General features: G+C 39.1%; 15 protein-coding genes. 5 read left to right on the top strand and 10 right to left on the bottom strand.

Translation table 11 applies throughout. From position 1 onward, the window contains the following. Window positions 1–10: 10 nt before the first annotated feature. The 10 genes from lpdA to FB379_RS04820 form a co-directional block, all read right to left on the bottom strand. The gene (lpdA, locus tag FB379_RS04865) at window positions 11–1,393 is read right to left on the bottom strand and encodes a dihydrolipoyl dehydrogenase (protein ID WP_063386331.1); all 1,383 of its coding nucleotides are present in this window, start codon (window positions 1,391–1,393) and stop codon (window positions 11–13) included. Between the two features lie 14 nt (window positions 1,394–1,407). Continuing rightward, window positions 1,408–2,739 carry a dihydrolipoamide acetyltransferase family protein gene (locus FB379_RS04860; RefSeq protein ID WP_144597204.1) on the bottom strand — a complete coding sequence of 444 codons (1,332 nt, stop codon included), beginning with the start codon at window positions 2,737–2,739 and terminating at the stop codon, window positions 1,408–1,410. Window positions 2,740–2,756: 17 nt separating this feature from the next. Continuing rightward, entirely contained in the window at window positions 2,757–3,740 is a 984-nt protein-coding gene (locus tag FB379_RS04855; RefSeq protein ID WP_063386333.1) for an alpha-ketoacid dehydrogenase subunit beta, read from the bottom strand. Window positions 3,741–3,760: 20 nt separating this feature from the next. Beyond that, window positions 3,761–4,741 carry a pyruvate dehydrogenase (acetyl-transferring) E1 component subunit alpha gene (gene pdhA / locus FB379_RS04850; RefSeq protein WP_066246927.1) on the bottom strand — a complete coding sequence of 327 codons (981 nt, stop codon included), beginning with the start codon at window positions 4,739–4,741 and terminating at the stop codon, window positions 3,761–3,763. A gap of 355 nt (window positions 4,742–5,096) precedes the next feature. After that, window positions 5,097–6,020, bottom strand: a complete 924-nt coding sequence (locus tag FB379_RS04845) for a sugar-binding transcriptional regulator (protein WP_232515658.1) — start codon at window positions 6,018–6,020, stop codon at window positions 5,097–5,099. Between the two features lie 68 nt (window positions 6,021–6,088). After that, a complete protein-coding gene (locus FB379_RS04840; RefSeq protein WP_063386335.1) occupies window positions 6,089–6,448 on the bottom strand; it encodes a PTS glucitol/sorbitol transporter subunit IIA in 360 nt (119 codons plus the stop codon). 28 nt (window positions 6,449–6,476) lie between these two features. Next, on the bottom strand, window positions 6,477–7,511 hold the full coding sequence (gene srlE / locus FB379_RS04835) for a PTS glucitol/sorbitol transporter subunit IIB (RefSeq protein ID WP_063386336.1): 1,035 nt from the start codon (window positions 7,509–7,511) through the stop codon (window positions 6,477–6,479). 51 nt (window positions 7,512–7,562) lie between these two features. Beyond that, entirely contained in the window at window positions 7,563–8,090 is a 528-nt protein-coding gene (gene srlA / locus FB379_RS04830) for a PTS glucitol/sorbitol transporter subunit IIC (protein WP_066246929.1), read from the bottom strand. Between the two features lie 25 nt (window positions 8,091–8,115). Then, entirely contained in the window at window positions 8,116–8,541 is a 426-nt protein-coding gene (locus FB379_RS04825; protein ID WP_242009285.1) for a transcriptional regulator GutM, read from the bottom strand. Between the two features lie 37 nt (window positions 8,542–8,578). Further along, window positions 8,579–9,826 carry an NAD(P)H-dependent oxidoreductase gene (locus FB379_RS04820; RefSeq protein WP_144597202.1) on the bottom strand — a complete coding sequence of 416 codons (1,248 nt, stop codon included), beginning with the start codon at window positions 9,824–9,826 and terminating at the stop codon, window positions 8,579–8,581. A 335-nt stretch (window positions 9,827–10,161) separates the two neighbouring features. Between FB379_RS04820 and FB379_RS04815 the strand changes: the two genes are divergently transcribed. From FB379_RS04815 to FB379_RS04795, 5 genes are all read left to right on the top strand, one after another. Next, window positions 10,162–10,509, top strand: coding sequence for a bh protein (locus FB379_RS04815; RefSeq protein WP_094245065.1), 348 nt, complete (start codon window positions 10,162–10,164; stop codon window positions 10,507–10,509). Window positions 10,510–11,250: 741 nt separating this feature from the next. Next, the gene (locus FB379_RS19180) at window positions 11,251–11,367 is read left to right on the top strand and encodes a transposase family protein (RefSeq protein WP_144597273.1); all 117 of its coding nucleotides are present in this window, start codon (window positions 11,251–11,253) and stop codon (window positions 11,365–11,367) included. A 174-nt stretch (window positions 11,368–11,541) separates the two neighbouring features. Further along, window positions 11,542–11,856, top strand: a complete 315-nt coding sequence (locus tag FB379_RS19175; RefSeq protein ID WP_144597200.1) for a transposase — start codon at window positions 11,542–11,544, stop codon at window positions 11,854–11,856. Between the two features lie 163 nt (window positions 11,857–12,019). Further along, window positions 12,020–12,214, top strand: a complete 195-nt coding sequence (locus tag FB379_RS18950; protein ID WP_094246425.1) for a transposase — start codon at window positions 12,020–12,022, stop codon at window positions 12,212–12,214. A gap of 87 nt (window positions 12,215–12,301) precedes the next feature. Beyond that, window positions 12,302–12,649, top strand: coding sequence for a helix-turn-helix domain-containing protein (locus FB379_RS04795; RefSeq protein WP_094246424.1), 348 nt, complete (start codon window positions 12,302–12,304; stop codon window positions 12,647–12,649). The last annotated feature ends 196 nt before the right edge of the window (window positions 12,650–12,845 follow it).

Below are 12,845 nucleotides of genomic sequence, written 5' to 3'. Positions count from 1 at the left end.
CATCACGCTATTATTTTTTACTTTTGTCTATAATGTTTCTTGCGACGTCAAAAAACGATTCAGATATGGTTGGGTGAGGGTGGATCATATTGGCCAGCTCTTCTACAGTGCCTTCCAGGGATATGAAAGAGGAAGCTTCTGAAATCATTTCAGTCACGTGTGGGCCAACCATTGTGACTCCAATTATTTCTCCATATTTTTCATCATACACTATTTTTATAAATCCTGATGTGTCGCCAGAAACAAGCGCTTTTCCATTTCCGGCAAGATCAAATCTTTCAGCCTTTACTTGCAGCCCTTTGCGCTCGGCCTCCTCTTCTGTCAAGCCAACACTAGCTACTTCTGGAAGCGTAAAAATGCACCTGGGAACAACTTTTTCATCCATTTTCCGTTCACAGCCTGCTGCGTTCGATGCGGCAACAATTCCTTCCATATATGCCGCATGCGCCAGCTGATATCCTCCTATGACATCGCCGACAGCATAAATATTCGGATAGCTCGTTTCCATTTTTTCGTTCACTTTAATAAAAGGCCCGTTTTGTTCTAGCTTTAATGCCTGAACGGCAGATAAATTAGGTTTTCTTCCAACGCTTACTAAAAGCGCCTCCCCTTCTACCGATACCGATTCGCCTTTTTCATTTAGACATTCGACAATGGTTTTGTCTCCGTTTTGTTTCACGCTTGTTACTTTCGCATCTGTTAAAATTTGGACTCCTTTTTTCTGCAGCGATTTAGCAAGCGCTTTGGAGGCGTCAGCATCTTCAGTTGGAATAATCCGTCCGCCCATTTCAATGATCGTTACATTTGTTTTTAGACTGGAAAAAATAGTAGCTAACTCCACCCCAATGACTCCGCCGCCAATTATGGTTAGGGAGCTTGGTATTTTTTCAATATCAAAAATGGTATCGCTTGTATAAAAAGACGCAGAGTCCAGTCCATCTATTGGGGGAACGGAAGGAGATGAACCGGTTGCCACAATAATTTTGTCTGTTTGAACACGTTCCTCTTTTTTATCCGAAACTACTTTTACAATATTTCCTTCTTCTACAAAGCCTTCTGCCTCATATACATCAATTTTTCCTTGCTTTAACAAAAACATAACACCGTTTCTGAGACGGGAGATGACTTCGTCTTTGCGCTTTTTCATTTTGTCTAATGAAATCGTGATGTTGTCCGTTTGAATTCCCCATTCTCTTGATAATTCAATTGCCTCAATAATTTCAGCGTTTTTCAACCATGTTTTGGAAGGGATGCAGCCTCTATTTAAACATGTGCCGCCCAAAAAATCTTTTTCGACTAGCATTACTTTTTTTCCAAACCGAGCTGCATGAAGTGCTGCCATGTAGCCTCCTGGTCCACCGCCAATTACTGCAATATCATACGATTTTGTCAAATTGAGCCCCCTCCTTATAAGATCATTTCATACGGGTTTTCAAGAATGCGTTTTACTTCAGCCAAAAATTCTGCAGCAGGTGCTCCATCTATTACACGGTGATCAAAAGACAGGCTGGCTGTCATCATCGGCCGAATGACGATTTCCCCGTTGACTACTACAGTTTTTTCTTGGGTTCTACCAACACCTAAAATGGCTATTTCCGGCTGATTAATAATCGGTGTAAATACATCTATCGGATACATGCCGAGATTGCTGATCGTAAAGGTAGAGCCTTTAAGCTCGTCAGGCCGGAGTTTTTGTTCCCTTGCACGTTTGCTTAAATCTTTTGCTTCTGCACAAATAGCGGCCAATCCTTTCTGCTCAACTTGTTTAATTACCGGCACCATTAAACCGTCTTTTACCGCAACTGCCACTCCAACATTAACTTCATTTTTATAAATGATTTCATCATGCTCCAAATGAACGTTCACTTCAGGGAATCGTGATAAAGCTGTACCGACTGCTTTGATAATAATGTCTGTATAAGTTAAGCGGAATCCAGTTTGTTTTTCGACAACCGGAAGAAGCGCTGTTCTCATTTCGATTGCTTTTGTCATATCAATATCGCTGGCCAATGTAACATGTGGAGCAGTAAATGCGCTTTGCACCATTCTGTCGGCAACCACTTTCCGCAATCCGGATAGTTTCTTCCGAACTTCAGACTGCTGAGCTTTCTGACTTGATGCTTGAATGGCGTTGATAACATCCTGTTTCATCACCTTGCCTCCTGCACCTGAGCCTTGAAGCGCCTTCAAATCTATATTCTCATGCTCTGCAATTTTTCTTGCCAGCGGCGATGCTTTCGGTTGTGCCTTTTCTGTTTCTAAATATTGCTTCACATCTTTAAGGTGTATGCGTCCTTTTGGCCCGCTTCCTACAATGTTTCGAAGATCCACTTGCGCTTCTTTTGCTAAACGTCTTGCGGCAGGTGTGGCTCGTACTTTACCATTCTCATTGCTTTTTACTTCGACAGCGTCTTCGTTTGTTTCAGACTGTTCAGTCTTTTCACCGGATTGTTCGTTTGATTCCTCTGATAAAGCCGGCGGCTCGTCAGGAACCTTTTCCCCCGGTTCGCCGATATATCCGATCACTTGATTGACCGGAATTTGGTCATCCGGTTGGAAATATTTTTTCAACAATATTCCTCTGTCATATGCCTCAACTTCAATATTGATTTTATCGGTCATTATCTCAAATAACGGTTCGCCGATATCAACGGATTCTCCTTCTTCTTTAAACCATTGAAGGAGTGTGCCGACTTCCATCGTACTGCTCAGCTTCGGCATAAAAATTTCTTTTGCCATCGGTTCTCCCCCCCTTTTTATTTAAATTGAACCGTTTCTTTTACTGCTTTTATAATATCCGGTACTTGCGGGACAGCTGCTTTTTCAAGATTCGGATTATAAGGAATAGGGACAGGCAGCCCGCCAAGACGTTTGATTGGGGCATCGAGATAATCGAAGGCCTCGCTCTCTGCAATGACACTAGCGATTTCACCGCCATATCCTCCGCGTTTTACAGCTTCATGGACGACTACAACTCTACCTGTCTTTTTCACAGATTCGACGATCGTTTCTTCATCCAACGGGACAAGCGTTCTTGGATCGACAATTTCGACGTCAATTCCTTCTTTTTCAAGCTCTTTTGCCGCTTCTAATGCTTTATGCACCATAATCGCTGTTGCAACAATCGTCACATCTTTACCTTCCCGTTTAATATCCGCTTTTCCTAATGGAATCGAGTATTGTTCTTCTGGAACGTGGCTTTTTGTTTTGTAAAGGAGTTTGTGTTCGTAGAAAATAACTGGATTATCATCGTCAATCGCTGCTTTTAATAATCCTTTTGCATCGTAAGCTGTTGACGGCTGTACGACTTTCAGCCCCGGAATGTGCGCCATCCAAGCTTCTAAACTTTGAGAATGCTGGGCAGCTGCGCCTGTACCTGATCCGGCAGGAGTTCTTACAACCATCGGAACTTTCCCCTTACCTCCGAACATGTATCGGAGCTTTGCAGCTTGGTTCACAAGCTGATCCATAGCGATTGTGATGAAATCTGAAAATTGAAGCTCCAAAATCGGCCGCATGCCTGTCAGCGCTGATCCGACAGCCGCACCTGCAATGGCCGCTTCAGAAATTGGCGTATTTCTCACGCGTTCCGGACCAAATTCCTCGATCATCCCCCGCGTGACACCAAATGCACCGCCGTAAACCCCGATATCCTCGCCTAATATATAAACATCTTCATTTTTTCTCATTTCTTGACTCATTGCTTCTCGAACTGCTTCTAAATAAGTGATCTCTCTCATCGCTTTTCCCCTCCCTAAATTTACGCATAAACGTCTTCAAGCAATGTATCAACAGACGGTTCTGGACTGTTTTCCGCAAATTTAACAGCGTCTTCAATTTCCTGGAATGCTTCTTCTCTCAGCTGTTCAGCCTTTTCTTCTGTTAATACTCCTTTGTCAATCAAGTACTCTTTAAACCGTTTGATCGGATCTTTTTTTCTCCACTCTTGCTCTTCTTCACGAGTGCGGTATTTTTTTGCATCGCTTTTTGAGTGGCCTTTCCATCGATATGTTTTTGCTTCAATCAGCACAGGGCCCTTCCCTGATCTGGCATGTTCAACAGCTTCATAAACTGTATTCATCACTTCAAGCATGTCGTTTCCATCGATTACTTTGCCTGGAATACCGTAAGCCTGTGCACGATCTGCTATATTTTCAATATTGAACATCTCTTTTACAGACCCGCTCATTCCGTATTGATTGTTCTCGCAAATGAACACAACTGGAAGATCCCAAATGGAAGCAAGGTTTAATGATTCATGGAAGCTTCCTTCATTTGCTGCACCATCTCCGAAGAAGCACAATACAACATACCCCTCATTTTTCATCTTTGAAGTTAATGCCGCACCGACTGCCAAAGGAATGCCTCCGCCAACAATTCCGTTTGCCCCTAGGTTTCCTTTCTCTACATCTGCAATGTGCATGGAACCGCCTTTCCCTTTACAGTATCCGGTCACTTTGCCAAACAGTTCGGCCATCATTCTATCGACTGTTGCACCTTTAGCAATGCAATGGCCGTGACCCCTGTGTGTGCTGGTAATTTTATCTTTCTCTTGCAAAACGGCAATTGATCCTGCTGCTGTTGCTTCTTGTCCTACACAAAGGTGAGTCGTTCCATGAATCATCCCTTTTGCAAAAAATTGGTCGACTTTTTCATCAAAATATCGAATCAGCCACATTTGTTTATACAATTCAACTAATCTTTCATCCGTTATAAATGCTGGAAGTGCATGATTACTCATTTCTTCCACCTCTCCTTTACATTTGTTCTTTATAGTTACTTTTGTAATAAATATAGAGTTTTTTCCGAAAATAGTCAAGGAATATCTATATAAGCTTATTTATTGGAGTCTTTCAAAATAGTGGAAGTACTCAAGCTTCTTTCTTTTGTTTGGTAAACTAAAGATAATCGAGGGGCTGCAACCATGTTTTATGCAAAAAAAATGGCTGCCAATTTGTAGTTATGGCAGCTCAGCTCTTTTAGACAAAATAGAAAACATACGAAATCAAGCAGAGAAAAACGGTTTATTGTTTTTTACTTGATTTATTTTGGGACTTATCAAACACCATCTTACACATATGATTAATTTTTTTAGGTCAAAGCATTTCCGCTGTTTTTTCATCTGTAATTAACACATTTATTAACTTCCCTTTTAAAACGGCTTTGATCGCATCGACTTTTTCCAGTCCTGCTGCCACTCCAATCACAAACGGAATTTCTTTTAATTTTTCAATATTAAAAGAAATGATTTTATCATTCCAAATATTTGAAGGGGCGCTTCCGTTTTCATCGATAAACTTATAGCAAATATCGCCAACAGCATCGAGTTCATTAAAATATTGTCTATATTTTTTTCCCAGCTCTGATCTCGTAATGGTTGAGTGTTTAGGTGAACCGCCGATTCCTACAAGGATGATATCCGCTTTTTCGGCAAGGTTAAAAATGCTTTGTATAGATGTTTGGGTCATAAACAATTCCTTATCTTTTTTGCTGTCAGCCATCACAGGGGCATGGAGAAGCTTATAATTTGCCTTCAATTTTTCAGCAAACATCGAAACAAGAACATTGGCATGTATATCGACCCGTTCATCCCCCATTCCTCCTACAATCGGAACAAAGGTCGTGGAGGAATAATTAAGGTTAGCTGGCATCTGCTTCGCAACAGAAAGCAATGTCGTGCCAGAAGAAACCCCGACAATTTGTCCGTCTTTCAATATCCTTAATAAATATTTGCTCGCATATTCCCCGATATTTTCCAAATCCGGTCCGTTTCCTAGATTCGGAACGCAAATGACTTCCCGAAGTCCATATTTTTTTTCAATTCTTGCTTCTATATTCATGAGAGGATGATGGGAGCCGTCATGAATTTTAATTTCAACAATTCCCAATTCTCTTGCTTTTGATAAATATTTTGAGATCAGCGACCGGCTTACACCGAACACTTTTGCAATTTCTGATTGAGTAGCTCCTTCCGCATAATACATATGAGAAATTTTCACAAGCAGCCTTCTATCTTCCAATAATTCCCCACTTCTTTCTATAAAATCTAGGTTCGTATTAAATTATAATGGTAACAGAAAGAAAATTGTTATTTTTCAAAGCGAATTTCTTTTCCAACTTCGATATGTGGGAATGTAAAAGGCTCGACAAAAACAGCTCCTGGAAGCACATGTTCATTTGGTTTGGAAAAATAGATCGAAATATGGCCTAATTCCTTTAAATTTTTGTTTGCTGCCGAGCCGACTGCTGTGATGAAATATTCTTGATCGCCCCATATAATTTTTCCGCCCTCAACAAGCGGCTCATCCGACACATCGCCTTCAAATTCATGAATAACAGATACTTCTCTAAGCTCTTGAGGAGCATTAGGTCCAAAGAGAATTAAAACTTTTTCTTCTTCAAATGATGGGACTAGAGTACCGATTTCACGAATAATCGTTTTCGACATCTTATGATCCTCCTTGAAATCCTATTCATTATTGATACATGCCGATGCTTGCGGCATATGCGATTAAAACTGCAAGAACTCCTGTGATTAAACGGCTGTACAATACAGCTGGCACACCGTATTGAATCGTTTCTGGCTTCGCTTCTCCAAGAGACAAACCGACAGGGACAAAATCCGCACCCACTTGGCCATTAATGGCAAATAGAGCCGGCAAAGCAAATTGAGGCGGAATGTTGCCCGCTGCAATTTGGCTTCCAATTAATACCCCAATGACTTGCGCAATAACAGCTCCAGGACCTAACACCGGTGACAGAATCGGGATTGTACATACGATAACGATGACGATCAATCCCCATAAAGAACTGGCAAGAGGAGAAAGAGTATTAGCGATCAAATCACCGATTCCCGTATAATTAATTATACCTATTAACATACTAACAAAAGCCATAAATGGAATAATATTTTTAATCAGCATATCAACAGAATCGCGTCCCGCCTGATAAAAAGTACCAGTTACTTTTCCTATTCCTCTTGAAAACTTCATTAATATATTTTCATTGTTTTCACGGTGTTCCTTTTTTACTTGTTCGTATTGAGCTTTAAATGCTTCCTTATCATTCACATTGAATTTTGGACTGTCTTCTTGCTGCTCCGTTTCCGAAGCATCCGTCTGAATGTTTTGTTCTTCTGCTTCGTCCGCAAGATAAATATCCTTCACAGTAACACCCGATACAAAAATATCTTCTGTAATGTGTTTCGCCAATGGACCAGAAGGTGAAGAAGGAAGAATATCAACGGTCGGGATTCTTTTCATTGGATACAAACCAATTCTGGCTGTTCCGCCGCAGTCAATCACGACACACATCATTTCATCTTCCGGAACTGAATTTTTAAAACCATCTACAGCTTCAGTGCCTGTTAATTCTGCTATTCTCGCTGCTACAGGATGGATGCCGCCGCCTGTAATGGATACAACTTTTTGTTTCTTTCCTTTCGGTTCAATGCGCAAGCCTTTTCCCCAGCCGCCAGAACCTTTTGCAACAAAAACAGCTCGTTTTGACATATGTTCTCCTCCTCTTTAAAATTTGAACTCGCTTTCATCTTTGTCCAAAATTTAAGATTTCGCTTCCATTCTGCGCGCCAAAAATTTTGTTATATATTCCGTAATAATTCCCCGCAATAAAATAACTACGATCCCTACGAGAAAATAACGAACAGCAAGCTCTGACATAGAATAGCCCGCTTCTTTTATTCCGTTGGCAATTCCTAAATAGACAAATAATTCTCCTGCGTTTGCATACGGGAACAACGCCGTCACCGGATGAACAAACGATACAGCTGAATCATAAAACGCCGGCTTTTGTTTTTCTGGCAAAAAGCGTCCGAACGTATAACACATCGGGTTTGTTAACAGCAATACTGATAATATCGGCATGACAGTATATCGTAACAGCATATACTTCGAAGCAAATTGTATCGCTCTATTAACCCGCTCTTCACCAATAAATTTAATAACTGCATAAGTAAATGTAAGCAAAACAACCAAAGTCGGGATAATGCCTGTAAACATACCCATAAACGTTTCTCCGCCAGCCTGGAACATTCCGATAAAATGTTCACCAATCCATTTCAACCATTCCATCTTTCACTTCTCCTTTCAGCGCATTTTATATTGAAAGCTTTTTCTTTGAAATGGAAACGATAGCATTTTCGGCCGCCATTGATAAAGCCGCCAAAAATGAAGGGATTTGCCTCTTTTTTCCTGCAGCATTTTCTGTGAATTCATGGTGATCATCCAAAATTTTGGCTACATGATGGCCAATGTATTTTTCATATTTTTTAAACTTTGAGAAAACTGAAATACCTTTTAGAATATAGCAATCTTCTATAACATAATCTTTGTTCACTACAATCATTGCCATAGCGCCGGGACTAAATTTTCGCCGATTCATGCCTGAGTACAAAAAATACCCTTCTTTACCCTTGTAATGGCTTACAATTTTGTCAACATATTTTTTATAATGTCTGACTTGTATAATTGTCGCCACATATTGAACTAGCAAAATCATGGATAAAATGATTGCAAGCTTCAAAAAGAATCACCCCCTTTGCGCTGCACAAATGCATTTTTTAGTTAGAAAATAGATGATCCTGAAGAGATCTTAATTTCCAAACGGTTGTGGTTGGATCTAGCTCAACATCATCTAATGTTAAAAATTGACCTTGTTTAATGGAACGTTTTGCAACAATGTTTCCACTGATTAAACCGATCGGGATGTGTGAATTTTTCTTCATCTCTTGATGAGTTTCAAGCACGCCTCTTACAGAGTAGCCGCCGATGCCATCAATGGCTTCTCCTGCTTGAATATCGCGCTTGGCAACAGCGACTGTTTCTGAAACTGGCGCCCCTAATGGATGAATCGATGTATCGTGATGCAATACTGCTTTTGCAATCGTAATAGGAGTTTCTAAACTTGCTAGATGATAAGGCCGGTAAAGAACGTAATGAGGACCTTTGCCAACTTTCAAATATCTTAATTCTGCATCTACAGGTTCTAATTCGCTTTTCACAATGACAAACACGCCCGGTGCTAATCCGTTTACATATTCAACTACTCCGAATTGACTTAAAACACCGCCGTTTTCTTGTAAATTCAACTTGTCGGCAACCGTTTCCAAATTTGCTTCCACGCCGTGCATACCAATTTTATCTGGAATGAGACCTGTAGCGTTGCTTAATAAATTCATTTCAGCCATTGTTTTTGTGCCGTCTTGGAACGCTGCAAGCATATGGGCGCTCATATGTTTTTGAGCAGCTTCTTCCTTGCATGTATCCGGATTGGCGTTTGGTATGAACGGGTTGTTTTTCCCTTTCCCAGCAACAAGCACTTCAAGACCCATTGTCTTCGCAAACTCATACAGTTCAAGCGTTGCTGCCGGTTCATCTCCCGCAGATCCTGTATAAACTAATCCGGCTGATGTAAACAAATTGTGCATAATTGATCCAATTGTAATATCTACTTCAACGTTAAGCAGTACTAAATGTTTTCTAGATCTTAATGCTTCCAGTGAAATGTTTGCACCAACTTCAGGAACCCCTGTAGCATCTACAATGACTTCTACTTCATCAGATTGAATCACTTTTCGGTAATCACTGCTGACAAGAACAGGATGTTTTTTCGTTAATTTCGATTGATAATAGCTGCTAGCTCTTTCTGCCGCTTCAATATTGACATCACAAATCCCTCTGACTTCCATGCCAGGTATGCGTGAGATTTGGGAAATCAGACCGAATCCCATTTGACCTGCACCAACAACACCTACTTTAATTGGCTGGCCGTCACGTTCCCGTGAAAGCAATTCTTGATAAATAGACATGTTTCCAGCTCCTTCTAGGCAATTTTTTTCGTCGTATGTGCACGTTTCCTGTAACATTTGTTACGACTTATAACATTTGTTAATCGTTTGTAATCATTATTATATTCCAGATGTTTAAAAAGTCAATAAATTCTTGAAAGTATTTTTCAAACTTTTTATACTTTGAAATACATATTAAAATTTGGTTATAATGATTTAAATCGTCGAAGATGTTTTATCAATTGTTGGCGTTGGAAACATTTTTATAGAAGGAAATGAATGCAGGTTTGAATAATATACTTAGTGTAGAGAAAGATCTTGGGAATTTCATCCTTCATAAAAAGAGGTGAAGAAACATGGAAATAAAAGAAATGGAAGCAACGTTGTTTTGCATTCATTGCAATGAGGAGCAAGATCATATCATTACTTACATTAACGATAAAATTTCAAGGATTGAATGTGCAAACTGCCATCACTCAGTTGAAATAAAGATTGACTTATTAAACGAATTTTACCATGAGGTGTATGAAAAAATTGTTCATAAACCAGCTGAGATTACAGAAGAATACCGGAATGACCTCAGTAAATTTTTGCTTTCCCTTCCGATCCGGATCATAAAAAAGCCTTACAGCATTTATAAATATATGAAGCAAACACGAGATGTTTTTAAAACATTTAAAGAGAAGCAAAAACGGAAAAAGTAGCTTTTTTCGGCTTTCCATGCAGTTTAAATCTCCGAATCCCTTAAATGTTTACAGCCTCTTTACCTGGATTTATGCCGATTAATTGCCGGTAGTTAATAAAAAAGCAATACGGCAATTTCAACGAAATTTTTCTCCATTTTCCCCCATTTAGCTTGACGAGCAGAAAACGTTAATTTTGAATTAATAAAAAAGGGGTAGCAGCTTTTAGAAGAGAATATAATAAGTATGAATAGCCAAAGATTTATTCGGCATAAGTAGACATGGTTCGACTTAGTGATGTAAAATGATTCTGAATAGGGGAAACATGTTTTCTAGTCATTTCTTCGGAATGGAGCTTTCCCTTATTAATATTTTGTATTTTCATGCATTTGCAAATGAATTTGATTTAAAATTGGACTTTTACGTTTACTTTTTTTAATTGCGATTATGTTGTTTCTAAATAAAAACAAACATTTGGGTTAAAAGGGTTCTATACCAAATGTTGAGGTAGAAGAAATTTCTTAAAAAATAAAAAAGCATTTACGAAATGCTCTCTTTTATAATGAAAGTGGCAAAACCTCATTAAAAAGGAGACTTCGTAAATGCAAGACTATTTGCATCCCAGAGCTGATTGGATTGGAAAATGTAATGGCGTCAAAGATTGTGGAGACAGATACGCACCTTGAATTTTTCTCGAAACCAAACCTTGTTATCAACATGGCCCTCAATGCTGGAAGAGGCAAGATCCATTCATGATTATGTCTGCAGAAGATTCGAGATATCAAGTTTCGTGGAATGTATGCGTACCTCATTCTGAAAAAGCGTCGTTATAAATGTACATCTTGCGGAAAACGTTTCTTTGAATTATATGCCTTTTAGGGCGTTATCAGCGTCATACGAAATTTGTCCTTCAAGCTCTTCTTATCAAAAGGAGAACGGCCAATTTTAAGGAAGTGTCTAAAGATATTGGATGATGATACTCAACGGTTATTCGATATTTTGACCGTTATGATACTTATGAAAGCCACTCATTACCACGAATTTTAGCCCTTGATGAGATCAAGTGGACAACCGAAAAAGGAACATATCAATGTGTCATTGGTGACCCTCAAGGCTACAAGGTATTGGATGTCATTCAAGACTGAAAGTTGGTCCAAGTTAAAAGATTATTTTCGCTCTTTACCGATTTATCGTATTCAAATGGTAGTCATGGATATGTGGCAGCCGTATAAAATTTTGGCCCAACAACTCTTTCAAAATTCGATTATCATCGTGGACCAATTCCATTATGCGCGCCAAAACTTTTGGGCACTCGAACCAAGACAAAGATCGAAACTCGATGAAAAAGTTGCGGTTTCTCTTCCATAAATCGAAAAAGAAGCTCATCACACGTAAACAGGAACTCTCAATATTATTTAGAGTTGCCCCCGATTTAAGGAAAGCTTACCAAGTGATAGAAGTCTTTAAAAAATAGATGACACAAAATAATGAGCGAAATGCAAGGTCAAACTTAGAACTGCTGTATTAAGCTATTGATAAATCGGGACTGAATGAGAAACGAATCTTTAAAAGCTGGGAAAAAGAAATTATCCATTCATTTATTTATCCCTACACCAACGGTTATTTAGAAGGGATTGACAATAAAATTAAAGTGATGAAACGAATTTCTTATGGTATTCGCAACTTTGATCGACTCAGAAATAAGATATTATGCTCACTTATCTAACTTTCATACATATAAAAGAGGTGCTCTTCACATCAAGTACACCCAATAATTGACATAGAACCGTTAAAGGAAGGTGAAATGATCATGATGATTGGTGATCGCATAAAGCAGCTTAGAAAAAACAAAGGTCTTACGCTATCTGAACTGGCTGAACAAGCAGGGGTGGCAAAATCTTATTTAAGTTCTATCGAACGGAATCTTCAATCAAATCCCTCTGTCCATTTCTTGGAAAAAATATCATCCGTTTTAGATGTTCCTGTTAATACATTAATAAATGGGGAAAATGAAGAAAATACGAATGTTCTTGATCCTGAATGGATGTTATTAGTACAGGAAGCAATGAATTCCGGAGTATCGAAAGAAGAATTCCGTCAGTTTTTAGAATTTACAAAAAAATGGAAATTACAGGAAAAGAAAGATCTAAATGTTAACTAAAATTTTTATATTTGTTTAGAAAAATGAACCTCTCTTCGGTTATGATTTTTTTGCTTATATTCCGCAAGGGCGGCAGAATATTTTAATACATTGCGACAGAATATTCCTTCCATGGAAGTAAGATCAGAACGACATGATGGGCACAACCATTTTCTTTCAGAGCAGCTGCTATATGAAAAACGCAGACAATTAGGAC

It is taken from the genome of Aeribacillus composti (assembly GCF_007827555.1).
In the GTDB taxonomy this organism is placed as follows: Bacteria; Bacillota; Bacilli; order Bacillales; family Aeribacillaceae; genus Aeribacillus; species Aeribacillus composti.
This window is presented reverse-complemented; position numbering and strand designations above follow the sequence as displayed.